Here is a 17,011-nt window from a genome sequence, read left to right on the forward strand (position 1 = left end):
TCGGGTCAGGCCCGACCGTCCTGGGCCCTCGCCAGCCAGTCGGAGGCCGCCATGAACTCCACGTCCGAAGTCCCGCGCCGCAGCGGCGACACGTCCTCGACCGCGACGCCCGCCCTCGGGTACGAGCCGAGGAAGCGCACATTGGGGCAGATCCGCTTGAGCCCCATCAGCGCCTCGCCCACCCGGCGGTCCGAGATATGGCCCTCGGCGTCCACGGCGAAGCAGTAGTTCCCGATCCCCGCTCCCGTGGGCCGGGACTGGATCAGCATCAGGTTCACCCCGCGCACCGCGAATTCCTGGAGCAGTTCGAGGAGGGCACCCGGATGATCTTCACCCAGCCACAGCACCACCGAGGTCTTGTCCGCGCCGGTCGGAGCCGCCGGACGGGCCGGCCTGCCCACGAGCACGAACCGGGTCTCGGCGTTCTCCGCGTCGTGGATCTCGGTGACCAGCGGCTCCAGACCATAAGTCGCCGCCGCGAACTCGCCCGCGAAGGCGGCGTCGAAACGACCCTCCTGGACCAGCCGGGCCCCGTCCGCGTTGGAGGCGGCCGACTCCCACACGGCCTCGGGCAGATTGGCCCGCAGCCAGTTCCTGACCTGCGGCTGGGCCACCGGATGGCCCGTGACCGTCTTGATCTCCGAGAGCCTGGTCCCGGGACGCACGAGCAGCGCGAAGGCGATCGGCAGCAGCACCTCGCGGTAGATCATCAGCGGCTCGCCGGAGGCCAGCTCGTCCAGGGTCGCGGTCACCCCGCCCTCGACCGAGTTCTCGATCGGCACGAGCGCGGCGGCGGCCTCCCCGTTCCGTACGGCGTCGAGCGCGGCCGGGACCGAGACCATCGGGACGAGCTCCCGGGTCGCGGCCTCGGGCAGCGTGCGCAGCGCGGCCTCCGTGAAGGTGCCTTCGGGGCCGAGGTACGTGAAGCGGGTGGCGGACATACCGTCACCCTAATGGTCGCCGGGCGCGCGGGCCGCCCGCCCGAACGACAACGCGAAGGGCGTTCCGTACGGCATCTCGTACGACATCCGGCACGGTCTCTCGTGCGGCATCTCGATCGGTTACGCCTCCAGGAGCCGCTGGCCCACGTACTCACCCTCGGCGGGGCCGCCCGGGACCGCGAAGAGTCCGCTCGACTCGTGCCGGATGAACGCGGACAGCGCGTCGCCCCGGTCGAGCTTGCGCTGCACCGGGACGAAGCCCCGAAGCGGATCGGCCTGCCAGCAGACGAAGAGGAGCCCGGCGTCGGGGGTCCCGTCCGGACCGATCCCGTCATGGAAGGAGAAAGGCCTGCGGAGCATCGCCGCACCGCCGTTCTGTTCGGGGGCGGAGATCCGGGAGTGGGCGTTGTCCGGGATCACCAGCTTTCCGTCCGGCCCGAACTTGTTCAGGTCGAGCTCGGTGGTCTCCGTGCCGCCGGTGAGCGGGGCTCCGTCGGACTTCCTGCGACCGATCACCTTCTCCTGCCTGTCCAACGGCAACTTCTCCCAGTCGTCGAGCAGCATCCGGATCCGCCGTACCACCGCGTACGAACCACCGGCCATCCACTCCTCGGCGCCGGTGGCCCCGACCGGGACGAAGATCCGTCGGTCGAAGTCGGGCTCCGTGGGCTTCGGGTTGCCCGTGCCGTCGACCTGGCCCATGAGGTTGCGCGCGGTCATCGGCTTCGCGGTGGCCCCGGCCGAGCGGTTGAAGCCGTTCATCTGCCAGCGCACCCGGGCCGCGTCGCCCGTGTCCTTCTGCAGGGCACGCAGCGCGTGGAAGGCGACGAGGGCGTCGTCGGCACCGATCTGCACCCACAGATCGCCCTCGGAGCGCCGGGGGTCGAGGGCGTCGGAGGAGAAAGCGGGCAGCGGGTCGAGCCCGGCGGGGCGGCGCGCGGCCAGTCCGGTGCGGTCGAAGAAGGTACGGCCGAAGCCGAAGGTGACCGTGAGGGAGGAGGGCCCGGCGTCGAGCGCGATGCCCGTGTCCCCTGCCGGGGCCTTCCCCGCCATCAGCGACTTCGCCGTCGCCGACCAGCGACGCAGCAGGGCGGCGGCCTCCTTGCGCCCGGCGCCCGGGGCGAGGTCGAAGGCGATCAGATGGCCGCGGGACTGGAGAGGCGTGGTGATACCGGCCTGATGTTTCCCGTGAAACATCACCTCGGTCGCGCCGACGGAGGTCAGGGCCTGCGGGCCGGAGGCGCCGGCGCCGGCGGCGGTGTCGTCGGCCGACACCGCCGCGGAGATCCCGACGCCGCCGGCCGCGCCGATGACGAGTCCGGCCGCGCCCGCGGCGCCGACGGTGCCGAGCAGGCGCCGCCGGGAGATGTCCACGTGGCCGCTGTGGTTGTCGCTGCCGCTGTCGCGGTTGACGCTGTTGTTGTCGGTCTCGGTCACGAGGGTCAGCCGATCTTCACGTTCTTGTCGATGGTGGTCTGGTCGATGTCGGACGTGCGGACGGTCACTTGGATCTTCCACTCGCCGGGCATCGGGATCTGGACGCCGCTCGCGCTCCAGTGTCCGGTCTGGATGCGGTCGGGGGCGACGGGCAGGGGGCCGACGTCCTTGGCCTCCAGGGTGAGGGCCACCTTGACCTCGGGGACGTCCAGCGGCTTGCCGTTGGGGCGCTCGACGAAGAGATGGAGCACGTTGGCCCCGGTGCGGCCGGGGTCGAGGCTGAGACGGACGACGCCCTTGCCGTCGACGCCGCCGGTGTCGAAGGGCAGGCGGATGTCGACGGGACGGTCGGGCACGGCGGCGGCGCCGGCGGTGGAGCCGGTCCGGCCGGCCTCCTCCTCGGTGCGACCGGGCTCGGTGGAGGTGAGGACGGTGGTCACGGCGAGGAGGACGACGGCGACGGCGGCCTCGGTCAGCACCGAGCGGCGCAGACCGGCCCGCTCGGGATCGGCGTCGCGCTCCCGCTTGCGGCGGGCGGTTGCGACGGCGGCGCGCTGCCGGGCGAGCTGGGCGGCCCGCTCGGGGTCGGGCTCGGGCTCGGACTCGGACTCGGGGTTGCGCGCGTGCTCGTGCTCGGACTCGGGGTTGCGCGCGGGCTCAGGCTCGGGCTCGGGCTCGGACTCGGGGTTGCGCGCGGGCTCGGACTCGGACTCGGGGTTGCGCGCGGGCTCGGGCTCGGGCTCGGAGGCGGCGCCGACGAGGGCCTCGGTCCTGTCCGCTTCCTCGGTCTCCGCTTCCTCAGCCTGCCCCGCCTCCTCCGACTCCTCCGCCTCGGTGGGTGTCGGGTCGGCGAGGCGTTGGATCCAGCGGCGTGAGACCCAGGCGATGCCGAGGAGTACGGCCATCAGGCCGATCTTGACCAGGAGCAGCTGCCCGTAGCGGGTGTCGGTCAGTGCGGACCAGGAGCCGACCTGGCGCCAGGACTGGTAGAGCCCGGTGGCGGCGAGGACGAGCACGGAGCCGAAGGCGACCTTCGAGAAGCGTTCCACCGCGGAGCGCTCGACGGAGGGCGCCCGGTAGAGGGCGACGAGCAGCACCGTGAGTCCACCGAGCCAGGCGGCGACGGCCAGCAGGTGCAGGATGTCGACGGGCATGGCGATGCCGGGCTGGATGCCGGTCGAGGCGTGCTCGGCCAGTGCCCACGTGCCGGCGATCCCGGCGGCGACGACGGTGCCGCCGAGGCCGAGGCCGAAGGCGAGGTCCTTCCGCTCCTTCGGGTCGGTGCGGTGGGCGTAGGAACCGAAGAGGACCGCGACGAAGAGCGCCGCGGCGCCGAGCAGCAGCAGACGGGAGGTGAGCGCGGCCCCGGTCTTGGTCTCCAGGACGGACTTCAGGCCCGCCAGGTCGAAGGCGTCGGAGAGCTCGCCGGAGCCGGTGTACGGGTTGCGCAGGAGGAGCATCGCCAGTGTGGCGACCGTGAGCGTCAGCCAGCCCCTGACGACGGTCCGCTGGACCGGGCGGACGCCCGCACCGCGCGGCCAGCAGACCAGGACGAAGGCGCCGCCGCCGACGAGGACGGCGAAGGCGGCGTACGAGAGGTAGCGCGCGATGCCGTAGAGGGTGCCGACGAGTCCGCCGCCGGCGTTCTGCTCGGGCAGGGCGACGGAGGTCGTGGAGGGGGCCCCGATGGAGAAGGTGAAGGCGCCGGCGATCGGGTGGCTGTCGGCGGAGACGGTCTGCCAGGCCACGGTGTACGTGCCGTCCGGAAGTCCGGCGCGGAGCCCGACTCCGTACCGGACGACGGCTCCGCTGCACAGGTCGCGTATCTCGCCGGTGTCGGCGCGCCGGCCCGCCGGGTCGAGGACCCGGATCGAGTCGGCGCTCATGGCGACCTGCTCGGAGAAGGTCAGGTTGACCTCCTTGGGAGCGGTGGCGACCACCGCCCCGTCCCTCGGGTCGCTACCGGTGAGCGCCGCGTGCGCGGAGGCGGGGGCGGCACCGGCGAGCAGTGTGCCGAGCAGCGCGGCCGCGAGGATCAGCAGCCGGGCCACGGCGGTACCGAGGCGCGGGGCGGTGGTTGTCATCTCTGAGTCACTCCGTCAACGAGCTCAGTGCTGCTGCGGGTTGTGGTTGGCGGCCTCGACGGGAACGTCGACCTTGATGGGGTCGGACTTCTCGAAGTGGAGCTCGACGCTGACCTTCTCGCCCTGCTTGGGCTTCGTCTTCAGCTCCATGAACATGATGTGGTTGCCACCGCGTTCGAGCTTCAGCTCCCCGTTCGCGGGGATGTCGAAGGACTTCACCTGCACCATCTTCTGGTTCTTCGTCTCGTGGATGGTGACGTCGTCCGAGACGGGGCTGGTGACGGAGGTGAGCTTGTCCGCCGCGCCGCCGTCGTTCGTGATGGTGAGGAAGCCACCGGCCATGTCCATCACCGGCTGCGGCATGTACGCGCCGCTGACCTTCAGCTCGGGCTTGTCACTGTCGGACGAACACCCGGACAGCGCGAGTGCGGCGGCGAGGGCCACGGCGGTGGACAGGGCGGTGGTGCGGCGGTTCACGGGTTCTCCCCCTTGATGAGCTTCGGCAGGTCCTTGGCGTAGTCCTCGACGGTCGTGTCCTCGCCGTACAGGACGTAGCCCTGGTCGGTGGTGGGCGAGAAGGCGATCACCTGGGCGCCGTGCATGGAGACGACCTCGCCGTTCTTGTCCTTCGTCGGCGGGTCGATGCCGATGCCGATCGAGCGGGCACCCGCCTGGATGGCGGAGAAGTCGCCCGTGAGACCGGTGAAGGACGGGTCGCCCGCGGCCGGCAGCCACTTGGCGAGCTCGGCCGAGGTGTCCCGCTCGGGGTCGGTCGTGACGAAGACGACCTGGAGCTTGTCCTGGTCGGCCTTGGGGAGCTGCTTCCTGGCGATGGCGATGTTGCTCATCGTCATGGGGCAGACGTCGGGGCAGTGCGTGTAGCCGAAGTAGACGAGGGTCGGCTTGCCCTTGGTCCGCTCGCGCAGGTCGTACTTCTCGCCCTTGGTGTCGGTGAGGACGAGCGAGGGCTTGGTGAACGGCCGGTCCAGGACGGTGGCGGCCTTGGTGGAGTCGCTGCCGCCGGAGACCTCGGCGACCGAGTTCGAGCCCGTGCCGGACTTGTCGTCGTTGCCGCCGAGGCCGACGGCCGCGGTGATGCCGAGCGCGGCGACGATCGCGACGGCCGCGATGATCAGGGGCGTACGCCGCCCGGGACGGGCCGTACCCGACCCGGGCGTCTTCTCTTCGGACATGGTGCTTCTTTCAGGTTCTCGGTGAGGGTGCGGCCGTCAGGCCGAGCGGCGGCGGCCGGCGAGGACGCCGAAGGCGACGCCGGCGATGCCGACGAGGATGCCGATGACGCCGAGGATCCGGGCCGTGGTGTCGGAGGAGGAAGAGGAGGAGGCTGTGGCCGTCTTCTCCTCGTGGGCGCCGGCCTTGTCGTCGTGCCCGGCCTTGGCGTCGGCGGAGGCGGAGGCCGAAGGAGCCGTGGAGGCCGACGGGGCGGCGGCGCCGTGGTGGTCACCGCTCGCGGCGGAGAGCTTCAGGACGGGGGCCGGGTTCTGCGGCTCGTCCGCGCCTTCCTTCGCCTCCTCGATCCAGCGCACGACCTCCTTGTTGTCGTACGTCTGGATGGCCTTGAGCACGAGCTGGTCCGTGTCCTCGGGCAGCTGGCCGAGGGAGAGCGGGAACTGCTGGAACTGGCCGGGACCGATCTTCGAGCCGTCGGCGGTCCAGGTGACCTTGGAGACGGCCTCGTTGATCGTCTTGCCGTGCAGCACCAGCGGCTTCCCGAGCTTGCTCTTCGTCACCTCGGCCTTCCAGCCGGGGACGGGCTGCGGCATGACGGAGGCCAGCGGGTGGTCGAGCGGGAAGTTGACCTCGACCTTCACGGTGGAGGCGTTGTCGCGCTCGTTCGGGACCTTGACGTTGACGGTCGCGTAGCCGCCTTGGGCGGCCTCGCCCTCCGGCTGCACGCTGACGTGCGCGAAGGCCGTGCCGGACAGCAGCACGACGGAGGAGAGCGCGATGCCACCGGCGAGGGCGACGCGCGTGGCGGCGGAGAGACGCGAGGAGGCGGGGCGGGAAGCCGAAAGGGAGGCCGAAAGGGAAGCCGAAAGGGAGGCCGAACGGGAAACGGCACGGGAAGCGGAACGGGAAACGTTCATGACAGAGGACACTCCGGCTCGGAGGAGGACGGCGGGATCCGGCGCGCCGAGGGGCGGAACCCCGTCGAGGCGTGCGGGCGTACGCGGCCCCGCTCCTGGTGAGCGGACCGCGTCAGGCTGCGAGGACGCAGTCGGCGGCCGGCGGGCCGCGCCTGATCACCGAGTCCTCGAGCGCCTCGAACACCGGCGGAGGAGAGGAGTCGAAGGCCGTACGGGCGGGCCGCCGCGCTCCGGCGTGCGGGGTCGCGGGAAGTCCGGCGAGCAGGCTCCGTACGAGGCGGAGCGCGGCCCGCAGCGAGCGCACGAGGGCGCACTCGGCGAGCTCCGTCGCGCCCTGCTCGGAGAGCTCCACGAGCCGGACCAGGGCCCGGTCGCCGCGGCGCAGCAACCAGCCGGCGGCGAGGGCCGCGAGCAGATGGCCGAGGAGCATGGGCAGTCCGGGCAGGAGCCCGGCGGTCGGGGCCGCCGCGTGCCCGGCGTGGCCGTGGGCGGCGGCCGGGTCGAGCCCGGCGTCGCCGACGATCCTGGCGGCGTCGGCCGGGCTGAGGGCCCCGGTGCCCGCGCCGCAGACCAGCTTGGCGGCCATCCGCACGAGGGCGTCGTCGGCCGTGGGGCTCAGCGCGAGTGGGCGTTGGCCCAGGCTGAAGAGCGTGTGCAGCCCGAGCTGCCCGGCCGTGAGGGCGCCGACGACGAAGGTGAGGGAGCGGTCGCGTCCCGTGAGGAGGACGGTCACTCCGAAGACGCCGAGGAAACCGGCGAGGAGGGTCCACAGGGCGATGCCCGCACAGGCGGCGAGGGCGTGTCCCAGCGCGGACAGCACGACACAGACCGCGGTGAACACCGCGGCCCTCAGCAGCCGTGGAGCGAGCGCGGGGGCAGTCATGGCGGGCCCATCATCGCACCAGGGGCACGCCCGCCATGAGGCAGGTCCGTAAGGTCGTTCTTGGGGGACTTGGGCCTCTTCGGGGTGACATACACCGGCCTACCGGCGCGGTGCATCCGCCGAACGAGCGCTCTTGTCGCCTTCGGGGGCTTACGAAGGGTTCCGTCCGGCAATAGGTATCGGTATGTCGAGCCGCTGCCGGGAGGCTGGAGCATGAGCATCTGGTGGTCACTCCATCTGCGGCGCGAGGCCGCGAGCGTGCCGCTGGCCCGCCGGCTTCTGCTGGGCACCATGGAGACGGCCGGGGTCGATCCCGACGTGTCGTACGAGCTGTCCGTCGCGCTGACCGAGGCCTGTGCGAACGCGGTCGAGCACGGCGGGGACGGCGAGGCCGGCGGGGCGGCCAGGGCGGCGTACCGGGTGACGGCGTACCTGGACGGCGAGACCTGCCGTATCGAGGTGGCGGACTCGGGCCCGGGCTTCCCCGGGGCGGGTCCCGGCTGCCCCGGTGCCAAGACGGCGCCCACGGCCCCCTCGGACGACGCCGAGCACGGCCGTGGTCTGCGCCTGATCGAGGAGCTCGCCGACCACGTGCAGTTCGGCAACCGCTCGGGCCGGGGCGGCGCGGTCGTCAGCTTCGACAAGATCCTGAAGTGGAAGGACGGCCCGTCCCTGCTGATGGCCTGAGTTCCGGAGGGAGGCGTACGGATCCGGATACGGCGTACGGACAGGGGAAGGGCCCCCGCCGGTCGGTCGGCGGGGGCCCTTCGTCTCCAACGTACGCGCGAACGCGGCGGTCAGCCCTTCAGGCCGGCCATCCACGCCTCGACCTCGTCGGAGCGGCGCGGCAGCGCGTCCGAGAGGTTCACGTGGCCGTCCTCGGTGACGAGGATGTCGTCCTCGATCCGGACGCCGATGCCGCGGTACTCCTCCGGCACGGTCAGGTCGTCGGCCTGGAAGTACAGACCCGGTTCGACGGTCAGGCACATGCCCGGCGCGAGGGTCGTGTCGACGTACGCCTCGGTGCGCGCGGCGGCGCAGTCGTGGACGTCCATGCCGAGCATGTGACCGGTGCCGTGCAGGGTCCAGCGGCGCTGGAGGCCGAGCTCCAGGACGCGCTCGACCGGGCCCTCGACGAGGCCCCACTCGACGAGCTTCTCGGTGAGGACGCGCTGGGCGGCGTCGTGGAAGTCGCGGTAGGCGGCGCCGGGCTTCACCGCGGCGATGCCGGCCTCCTGCGCCTCGTACACGGCGTCGTAGATCTTGCGCTGGAGCTCGGTGTACCGGCCGTTGATCGGCAGGGTGCGGGTGATGTCCGCGGTGTAGAGCTCGTTGGTCTCCACGCCGGCGTCGAGCAGCAGCAGGTCGCCGGAGCGGACGTCGCCGTCGTTGCGCACCCAGTGCAGGGTGGTGGCGTGCGGGCCGGCGGCGCAGATGGAGCCGTAGCCGATGTCGTTGCCCTCGACGCGGGCGCGCAGGAAGAACGTGCCTTCGATGTAGCGCTCGCTGGTCGCCTCGGCCTTGTCGAGGACCTTGACGACGTCCTCGAAGCCGCGGGCGGTGGCGTCGCAGGCCTTCTTGAGCTCGGAGACCTCGAAGTCGTCCTTGATCAGGCGGGCCTCGGAGAGGTAGACGCGCAGTTCCTCGTCGCACTCGGCGGTGACCTTGTCGGTCAGGGCCGCCTCGATGCCGGCGTCGTGGCCGCGGACGGCGCGGACGGGGCCGGTGGCCTCCTTCAGCTGGGCTGCCAGCTCGCGGACGTCCTTCGCGGGGACGCCGAGGAGCTGCTCGGCCTCGGTGAGGGAGTGGCGGCGGCCGACCCACAGTTCGCCCTGGCCGTCGAGCCAGAACTCGCCGTTCTCGCGGTCGGAGCGCGGCAGCAGGTAGAGCGTGGCCTCGTGGCCGCTCTTCACCGGCTCCAGGACGAGGACGCCGTCCTGCGTCTGGTCGCCGGTGAGGTACGCGTACTCGGTCGAGGCGCGGAAGGCGTACTCGGTGTCGTTCGACCGGGTCTTCAGGTTCCCGGCGGGGATCACCAGGCGCTCGCCGGGGAAGCGGGCGGACAGCGCGGCGCGGCGCGCGGCCGTCTTGTCGGCCTGGGCGATGGGCGCCAGGTCGTGCAGCTCGGTGTCGGCCCAGCCGGACTTCATGTTCTCGGCGAGCTCGTCGGACACGCCCGGGTACAGGCCGTTCTTCCGCTGCTTGATCGCCTGCTCTTCGGTCGTCTCTTCCGGGGTCTCCGGCGTGAGCTCCTCGGCCACGGGTCTGCCTCCTCTTGGTACGACACTGAACCATCCCCATCGTACGGTCGTACGGAAGGGGGCCCAGGGCCGGAAGGCCTATTACCGGAGCGTCACGTTCCGCTCACGCGCGGCCGCCGACGGAGCTCACTCGAACCGGGCAGCGAGCAGGACGACGTCCTCGTCCTCCGTGCCCGCGGCGGTGAGGCCCTCGGGCAGCAGGGTCCGCAGGACGTGGTCGGCGATCGCGCCCGGGTCGCCCCGGTCCGCCTTCGGCACGCTCGCGGCGGCCGCGTGGAGCCGCGCGAAGGCCCGGTCCATGGCATCGCCGGTACGGCGGAGCAGCCCGTCCGTGTAGAGAAGCACCGTTTCTCCCGGGGCGGGAGACAGCTCGACGCTCGGCGCCTCCCAGCAGGAGAGCATCCCGAGCGGAGCCGAGAGCGAGGTCTCGACGAACTCGGTGCGGTGCTCGCCGATGATCAGCGGCGGGGCGTGCCCGGCCCCGGCCAGGACGATCCGGCGCTGCGCGGGCTCGGCGTACGCGAAGAGCGCGGTGGCCGAGCGCGCGGGCTCGGTGAGCCGGAGCAGGAGCTCCAGATCGGAGAGGACGGCGACGGGGTCCTCGCCCTCCATGACCGCGTACGCCCGGAGGGAGGCCCGCAGCCGGCCCATGGCGGCCAGCGCGCTCGGACCGGAGCCGGTGACGGAGCCGACGGCGAGCCCGAGGGCGCCCTCGGGCAGCGGCAGCGCGTCGTACCAGTCGCCGCCGCCCCGGGGGCCGGTGCGGTGGCGGGCGGCGAGCTGGACCCCGGGGACGCGGGGGAGGCGGCTGGGGAGCAGCTCCTCGGCGACGGTGGCGACCTGGGCGCGGGCGCGCTCGACCTGGAGGAGGCGGGCGAGGTGCTCGGTGGCGAAGCGGCCGTAGAGCCCGATGAGGTGGCGCTGGCGTTCGGAGGGCTCGGCGGGCTCGTCGTAGAGCCAGACGGCCGCGCCCAGCCGGCCGGCCTCCTCGGTGGCGAGGGGGAGGGCGTAGCTGGCGGCGTAGCCGAGGCGGGCGGCGACCTCGCGGTGGCGCGGGTCGAGGCCCTCCTCCGTACGGACGTCGGGGATGGCGATCGGATCGGGGACGCGGGCCGGGTCGGCGGGATCGGGGAGACCGTCGAGGAGGCGGCCGTAGCTGGTGGCGCCGCGCGGGACGGTCTCGATCGTGCCGAGCTCGGCGTGGGCGAGCCCGAGGCCGATGGTGGTGGCGGGGCCGAGGCCGTCGGCGGGTTCGAGGACGGCCATGCCCCGGCGGGCGCCGACCAGGGCGGCCCCCGCGCCGAGCACCTCGGGAAGGGCCTCGTCGAGGGAGGAGGTCCTGATGAGGCGCTCGGTGAGTTCGTGGAGGGTCGTGAGGTCGGAGACCCATCCGGCCAGCCGGTCCTGGATCAACGCGCCCGGTGGAAGGGCAGCGTCGGCGGGCGTCGCCGCCGCGGGGACCCCGGAAAGGGGCGCCGTAGTGTGCGGGGGGTGGGGAACCGCGGAATCGATTCCGGCCACTTTCGGCATGTGTGGGGCGCTCATGTCAGTCGGCTTTCCGACCGGTGCGTTTGACGCCATAGCATCGCAAACCCCCATGTCATTCTGCGCCGCTCGATGCATCCACATGTACACGCACCGGAGGAGCGATGTCCAGCATTGTCCCCATGGGACTTGTGGTGTCCGTGGGGTTGGACGCAGGGGTTGAAGTGTTCGGGAAGTTGGCCGAAAATTGCCCCTGGTGTGCACCTTTTGCGGTCGACTGGCGTCGTTTGAAAGCGCGTCATTCCGAGCGTGCTGGGTACGTACTCGATGACAGGCAGGGGCAGTTGGAGCTGCCCCGGAACGTGCCGCGGAACCCCGGCGTCTTACGTGCCGCAGGCCTCGGCCCGTCCCCCAGTGGCGGGGAACGTGTTCTGACCCGGCTTGGATCTGGCACCGATACGGCTCGACCTGGCTCGACCTGGTTCCGACCTGGCTCCACCTGGTTCTGACCCTGGCTCCACCTGGTTCCGACCTGCTCCACCGGTTCCTCCCCGGCTCGACCTGGCTCAACCGGTTCATACCTGGCCCGTCGGCCCCGCCTCGGCGCGGGCGACGCACCATCGACCTTGTACGCGCTGATACGCACGGTGAAGAGATCTGCACATGGTGTGATGTGGATTCGGCGTTCAACGGAAAGGAACGAGCGCTCATGCGCGAGATCCTCGGAATCCTGGGAACCCTCGGAAGGCGTCGCAGGCTCCGGCTCCGGCGCGAGGTGCCGACCGCCCGGCTCGACGCGGCGGTCACCTTCGCGGCCGAGTGGGGCTGGCCCGTCCTGCCCGGCGTGGGCCTGAAGACGAAGACCCGCACGGCCGCCGGGCCGGTCTGCGCCTGCCCGGACCCCGAGTGCGCGGTGCCCGGCGCGCACCCGTACGAGCCCGGGCTCCTCGCGGCCACCACCGACGAGCGCATGATCCGCTGGTGGTGGACCAGGCGCCCGGAGGCCCCGGTGGTCCTCGCCACGGGCGGCGGCGCGCCCTGCGCGGTGAGCCTGCCCGCGGTGGCGGGAGCACGGGCGCTGACGGCGCTCGACGCGATGGGCATGCGGCTCGGCCCGGTGGTGGCGACGCCGACGCGCTGGTCGATCCTCGTCGCCCCGTACGGCCTCGAACGGCTCGGCGAGCTGCTGTACGCGAAGGACAGCGTGCCCAGTTCGCTGCGGTTCCACGGCGAGGGCGGCTATCTGCTGCTGCCGCCCTCGGTCGCCGGGAGCGGGCAGGTGCGGTGGGAGCGGGCGCCACTGGCGGGCTCGGCCCGGCCGTGGCTGCCGGACGTGGAGGCCGTGGTGGACGCCCTGGTCGAGGCGAGCACGAGCACTCCGGGCGGCGGGAGTCGGCTCACGTACTGACGGGCTGCCGCGTCCCGGAACACGGCCGGCGCGTTCACCCGAACGGGTGTGTCCTGGCCCGACTTGCAGGGAAAACGGGCGCGCGGCCGACCGGGCTCCCGCCGGCCGCCGATATGTTCGCCCCACCCGTCGAAGGTCCCGGGCGAAAGAGCAGGTGGGTCGCATGAGTCCGGTGATGAGCCCGGCGAAACTCCGCATGATCGGACTGGGGACGGCCGTCACGGTCGCCGTTCTCCTGCCGATCGTCGCGGTGGCGGGTCCGACGAGTGAAGCCGTACGGGCCGTCGGTTCCGGTGACGCGCATGACGCGAAGTCCGGGGACAGGGACGGGGACGGGAGCGGAAGCGGGGACCTGCTGTCGGATCTGGGGCTCGGCCGCGGATCCGGTACGCCGGACTCGCCCGCGGCCGGTCCCGCTCAGGCTCCAGCCTCCGCCGCCCCCTCCGAGAGCTCCCGTCCCTTCCCGGACTCCCCTGGCTCCGCGGACTCCCTGGCCTCCCCGCCCTCCGCTCGCTCCGCGGTTCCGGAGCGGATCACGAGGTGTGGGCCGGAACTCGCCTCTCCCGAGGGGATCGAGGCGCAGACCTGCGTCCTGGCCGAGGGGCCCGACATCTGGGCGCGTACGTACTACCGGAACGCGACGGGGCAGGATCTCGACGCGTTTCTGACCTTGATGGCGCCCGGCGGGCGGACCGTACAAGTGCGTTGTCCGGTCGCGGCGCAGGACGAACCGGGGACCTGCGAAACGCCCAGGGAACGCGGCCGGGGCAAGGCCACGGCGTATACGGCGGTAGCGGAATTCGCGGGTACCGGCGAGGGCGGCAGTACTCCGCTGCTGCTGCGGTCGGGCAGCAACAGCGTGGAGACCGAAGGAAGTTGAGCGCCGAACGCCCCGGCGCGGCCTGGGGCGGGCATGGAAACGCCCGATCGCTGGCGACGGGGGATGCACCAGCGACCGGGCTTCCAGAACGGTAACAAGAGATCTGCTGTTCGCAAATTCGATCTCGGTTATTCGGACAGGGATTTACCCGCCCGCGGACCGGGTTGTGGCGGAAGTCACCGACTGGTCGGTCTGTCAGTCACCAATACCACCTGGGGTATCAGCTGAGAGTCACCTGACGGTTCGTGAGGCCGCCGCGCGCCCGACGCTCGTCGGCCGTGAGCGGGGCGTCCGAGGCGAGCGCCTCGGCGAGCCGCTCGGCGAACTCGGCGGCCGGCTTCTCGCACTGCTCCGCGGTCATGGAGGTCGGCAGGTCCCACACCGGCACCATCAGGCCGTGCGCGCGGAACGAGCCGACGAGCCGGGTGTCGGCGCCGAGGGACGTGCCCTCGCCGGCCTGGAGCCGGGCGAGCGCGTCGAGGAGCTTCTCCTCCGGGTGCGGCATGACCCAGCGCAGGTGGTTCTTGTCCGGGGTCTCGCACCAGTACGCGGAATCGACGCCGGTCAGCTTGACCGTCGGGATCGCGGCGGCGTTGGCCCGCTCCAGGGAGGCGGCGACCTCGGGGTCGGCACCGTCCGCGGCGGCCGGGATCCAGAACTCGAAGCCCGTGTGGACCTCCGGGGCGAACGGCGCGTCCGCGTCGAGCAGATCCTGCAGGCGCGGGCCGTCGGCCGGCACACGGCGCGGCGGAACCGGGGTGCCCGGCTCGGTCTCCAGGGCGCGCTGGAGGGTGTCGGCGAGGTCGCGCGCGAGGTCGCCGGAGGAGGAGTCGTTCTGCAGGGCGAGGAGGACGGCGCCGTCGTCGCGGCGCAGCGCCGGCCAGGCCATCGGCAGCACGGTCGCGAGCGTCACGGACGGCACGCCCTCGGGCAGTCCGCCCTTCAGGGTGAGCGGCACGGTGGCGGCGGGCACCAGCTCGCGGAGCGCGACCCAGTCGCACTCGCCGGCCAGACCCTCGAAGGGGCGCTGGACGAGCTCGGTCACGGCGTGCGCGGCGGACCGGCCGTGACAGGCCTTGTAGCGGCGGCCCGAGCCGCAGGGGCAGGGCTCGCGCGCGCCGACGACCGGGATCTCCCCGCTCGTGACCTGTGCCTGGCCGGCCTTGCCGGCCTTCGTCTGGGGGCGCTTCTTGGCCATGGTGTGGCTTTCTCCCGATCGCGGCGTGCTGTGTGCGTGCTTGTATCGGGCGCGAGCCTAGCCGCACCGGGCACCGCCGCCCCTCAGGCGGGGCGCGGCCCCGCCCGAGACACGCCGATCCCGGGTTCGAATCTTCGGATCATCGGATCTTCGGATCAGGGGACGGACGTCGCTGTCAGTCCAGATCGTCGTACGCGTCGAGGAAGTCGAAGACCGAGCCGCCGCCGACACGCGCCGCGAAGTCCTCGCCGCGGTGTCCCTCGGTGACCACGACCCAGACCGTGACCTCGCCGGTCGCGCTGTCCCGTACGCCCCAGTCCTGGGCCAGCGCGCCGATGATGTTCAGCCCGCGTCCCCCGCGCGCGGTGACCGAGGGTGTCGACGGAACGGGTCTCGTGGGCCCACCGCCGTCCGTCACCTCGACCCGCAGGCCACCCGACGGGTCGACCCGCCAGGCCGCCCGGACATCGCCCTCGCCCCGCTCCGCCCGTCCCAGCGGCCTGCCGTAGCGGCAGGCATTGCTGAGCAGCTCCGAAAGGATCAGTACCGCGTCGTCGACGACCGATTCGGACACCCCGCTGCGGTACAGCTCGTCCCGCATCCGGTGTCGCGCCTCACCCACGCCCGCAGGGCCATGGGGTACGGCCATGCTCGACGACGTGGGCACCTCCTGTGCCACCACCAACGCCACCCCCGAGACCTCCTTTGCCCCACGCCACCGTGTGGATGCCCCCCTGGACTGGACCGGAAACCGGCCAATGCACGTGGCGTGTCGCACTCGTGACGATCGAGTACACCCTGAACGCGCCGGTGCACTCCCCGTAAGCCCTGGGAAAGCTGTGACGAGTGGGGCTGGAGGGGGGCTGGAGGGGGGCTGGAGTGGGCAGGACTCAGTCGCGGCCCAGCTGGGCGAGCACCTGCTTGGGGCGGTTGGTGATGATCGCGTCCACCCCCAGGCGTACGCAGAGCTCGACGTCCTCGGGCTCGTCCACCGTCCAGACGTGGACCTGGTGCCCGGCCTTCTGGAGCCTCAGGATCACGGCGGGATGGTGGCGGACGATCCGGATCGAGGGGCCCGCCACGCGCGCGCCCGCGGGGAGACGTCCGTCGCGCAGCCGTGGGGTGACGAACTGGGTGAGGGAGACGGTCGGCAGGGTCGGTGAGGCGGCGGCGATCCGGTGCAGGGAGCGGGCCGAGAAGCTCATGACCCGTACGGGAGAGTCCTCGCGGGAGGCCGGGGCGTCGAGGCCGAAACGCTTCAGGAGCTGGAGGAGCCGCTCCTCGACCTGGCCCGCCCAGCGGGTGGGGTGCTTGGTCTCGATGGCCAGCTCGACCCGGCGCCCGGCGTCGGAGACGAGCTCCAGGAGGCGCTCCAGGGTGAGGACGGAGGTGTACCCGGGGTCGCCCCAGTCGGGGCTCTCCGCGGCGTCGTCCCGCTCCTCCCGTTCCTTCCAGACACCGAAGTCGAGCGCGGCGAGGTCGGCGAGTTCGAGGGCGGAGACGGCTCCGCGACCGTTCGACGTACGGTTGACGCGTCGGTCGTGGACGCAGACGAGGTGGCCGTCGGCGGTGAGCCGGACGTCGCACTCCAGGGCGTCGGCGCCGTGCTCGATGGCCTTCACATAGGCGGCCAGGGTGTGTTCCGGGGCGTCCTCGGAGGCTCCGCGGTGGGCGACGACCTGGACGGGTCCGCTGTTCGGGTGCTGCCGTGCGTGAGTCACGGCGCCATGGTGCCATTGGCGGGGTGGGGCGAGCACACCGGAAGCTGTCCGTTCTGTCCTTATATAAAGGGTGGAGCGAGAATGCACAGCTCCGCCTTACAGCGGCCTGACGCCCTGTGGGAAAAGCTGGTGACAACACCCTGGGCCAGGCACGACCACCCGCGACCACCCACGACCACCCCGCGCAGTGATCGAAGCGGTCATCCAGCGATCATCGAGCAGTCAATCAACGAGCAGCCAACGAGCAGCCAACGAGCAGCCAACGAGCAGTCAACGAGGAGAGCGAGCTGTGAGCACTGAGAACGAGGGCACGGCGGTTCCGGCGGACCCGACTGCCCCGTCCGCCCCTCCGACGCCTCCCGTACCGTCGGCCCCGCCGGAGGGGGCGGCTCCCGAGTCCGCGCCGACCCCGACTCCCGCGCCCGAGCCTGTCGCGCCCGTCGTCGCGGCCCCGGCGGCCCCGGCGGCGGCTCCTGCTCCCTCCCCGGCTCCTGCTCCCTCCCCAGCTCCGGCCGCCGCCCCGGCTCCTGCTCCCTCCCCAGCTCCGGCCGCCGCCCCGGCTCCGGCCGCCGCCCCGGCTCCGGCCGCCGCCCCGGCTCCGGCGG

16 protein-coding genes are annotated in these 17,011 nt (G+C 72.3%); 4 read left to right on the forward strand and 12 right to left on the reverse strand.

Features of this window, described 5'->3' with window-relative positions; all coding sequences use genetic code 11:
- Nucleotides 1–5 precede the first annotated feature (5 nt).
- From pheA to ACWFR1_RS33785, 7 genes are all read right to left on the reverse strand, one after another.
- On the reverse strand, nt 6–941 hold the full coding sequence (pheA, locus tag ACWFR1_RS33755; RefSeq protein WP_453558007.1) for a prephenate dehydratase: 936 nt from the start codon (nt 939–941) through the stop codon (nt 6–8).
- A 120-nt stretch (nt 942–1,061) separates the two neighbouring features.
- Nucleotides 1,062–2,315 carry an iron uptake transporter deferrochelatase/peroxidase subunit gene (gene efeB, locus ACWFR1_RS33760; protein WP_453558041.1) on the reverse strand — a complete coding sequence of 418 codons (1,254 nt, stop codon included), beginning with the start codon at nt 2,313–2,315 and terminating at the stop codon, nt 1,062–1,064.
- A 68-nt stretch (nt 2,316–2,383) separates the two neighbouring features.
- Nucleotides 2,384–4,462 carry a copper resistance protein CopC gene (locus ACWFR1_RS33765; protein ID WP_453558009.1) on the reverse strand — a complete coding sequence of 693 codons (2,079 nt, stop codon included), beginning with the start codon at nt 4,460–4,462 and terminating at the stop codon, nt 2,384–2,386.
- A gap of 24 nt (nt 4,463–4,486) precedes the next feature.
- Nucleotides 4,487–4,939, reverse strand: coding sequence for a copper chaperone PCu(A)C (locus tag ACWFR1_RS33770; RefSeq protein ID WP_453558011.1), 453 nt, complete (start codon nt 4,937–4,939; stop codon nt 4,487–4,489).
- The gene (locus ACWFR1_RS33775) at nt 4,936–5,655 is read right to left on the reverse strand and encodes an SCO family protein (protein ID WP_453558013.1); all 720 of its coding nucleotides are present in this window, start codon (nt 5,653–5,655) and stop codon (nt 4,936–4,938) included. Before ACWFR1_RS33775 ends, ACWFR1_RS33770 begins: the two co-directional genes overlap by 4 nt.
- Before the next feature lie 36 nt (nt 5,656–5,691).
- On the reverse strand, nt 5,692–6,570 hold the full coding sequence (locus ACWFR1_RS33780; protein WP_453558014.1) for a YcnI family copper-binding membrane protein: 879 nt from the start codon (nt 6,568–6,570) through the stop codon (nt 5,692–5,694).
- A 112-nt stretch (nt 6,571–6,682) separates the two neighbouring features.
- Nucleotides 6,683–7,453 (reverse strand): hypothetical protein, encoded by a 771-nt coding sequence (locus ACWFR1_RS33785; RefSeq protein WP_453558016.1) that lies wholly within the window; start codon nt 7,451–7,453, stop codon nt 6,683–6,685.
- Nucleotides 7,454–7,666: 213 nt separating this feature from the next.
- Between ACWFR1_RS33785 and ACWFR1_RS33790 the strand changes: the two genes are divergently transcribed.
- On the forward strand, nt 7,667–8,140 hold the full coding sequence (locus ACWFR1_RS33790; protein WP_453558018.1) for an ATP-binding protein: 474 nt from the start codon (nt 7,667–7,669) through the stop codon (nt 8,138–8,140).
- Nucleotides 8,141–8,250: 110 nt separating this feature from the next.
- Here ACWFR1_RS33790 and ACWFR1_RS33795 read toward each other — a convergent pair whose 3' ends face one another.
- The gene (locus ACWFR1_RS33795) at nt 8,251–9,714 is read right to left on the reverse strand and encodes an aminopeptidase P family protein (RefSeq protein ID WP_453558020.1); all 1,464 of its coding nucleotides are present in this window, start codon (nt 9,712–9,714) and stop codon (nt 8,251–8,253) included.
- 126 nt (nt 9,715–9,840) lie between these two features.
- Nucleotides 9,841–11,295 (reverse strand): PP2C family protein-serine/threonine phosphatase, encoded by a 1,455-nt coding sequence (locus tag ACWFR1_RS33800; RefSeq protein ID WP_453558022.1) that lies wholly within the window; start codon nt 11,293–11,295, stop codon nt 9,841–9,843.
- Between the two features lie 613 nt (nt 11,296–11,908).
- Here ACWFR1_RS33800 and ACWFR1_RS33805 point away from each other — a divergent pair.
- The gene (locus tag ACWFR1_RS33805; RefSeq protein WP_453558023.1) at nt 11,909–12,607 is read left to right on the forward strand and encodes a bifunctional DNA primase/polymerase; all 699 of its coding nucleotides are present in this window, start codon (nt 11,909–11,911) and stop codon (nt 12,605–12,607) included.
- Nucleotides 12,608–12,770: 163 nt separating this feature from the next.
- Nucleotides 12,771–13,487 carry a hypothetical protein gene (locus tag ACWFR1_RS33810; RefSeq protein ID WP_453558025.1) on the forward strand — a complete coding sequence of 239 codons (717 nt, stop codon included), beginning with the start codon at nt 12,771–12,773 and terminating at the stop codon, nt 13,485–13,487.
- A gap of 220 nt (nt 13,488–13,707) precedes the next feature.
- Here ACWFR1_RS33810 and ACWFR1_RS33815 read toward each other — a convergent pair whose 3' ends face one another.
- From ACWFR1_RS33815 to ACWFR1_RS33825, 3 genes are all read right to left on the reverse strand, one after another.
- On the reverse strand, nt 13,708–14,685 hold the full coding sequence (locus ACWFR1_RS33815) for a DUF5926 family protein (RefSeq protein WP_453558027.1): 978 nt from the start codon (nt 14,683–14,685) through the stop codon (nt 13,708–13,710).
- A 175-nt stretch (nt 14,686–14,860) separates the two neighbouring features.
- Nucleotides 14,861–15,463 carry an ATP-binding protein gene (locus ACWFR1_RS33820; RefSeq protein WP_453558029.1) on the reverse strand — a complete coding sequence of 201 codons (603 nt, stop codon included), beginning with the start codon at nt 15,461–15,463 and terminating at the stop codon, nt 14,861–14,863.
- A gap of 112 nt (nt 15,464–15,575) precedes the next feature.
- The gene (locus tag ACWFR1_RS33825; protein WP_453558031.1) at nt 15,576–16,406 is read right to left on the reverse strand and encodes a glycerophosphodiester phosphodiesterase; all 831 of its coding nucleotides are present in this window, start codon (nt 16,404–16,406) and stop codon (nt 15,576–15,578) included.
- A 289-nt stretch (nt 16,407–16,695) separates the two neighbouring features.
- Here ACWFR1_RS33825 and ACWFR1_RS33830 point away from each other — a divergent pair.
- Nucleotides 16,696–17,011, forward strand: a 316-nt coding sequence (locus tag ACWFR1_RS33830; protein ID WP_453558033.1) for a hypothetical protein, incomplete at its 3' end; no start/stop codon positions are given.

Source organism: Streptomyces sp. NPDC055103, assembly GCF_053607625.1.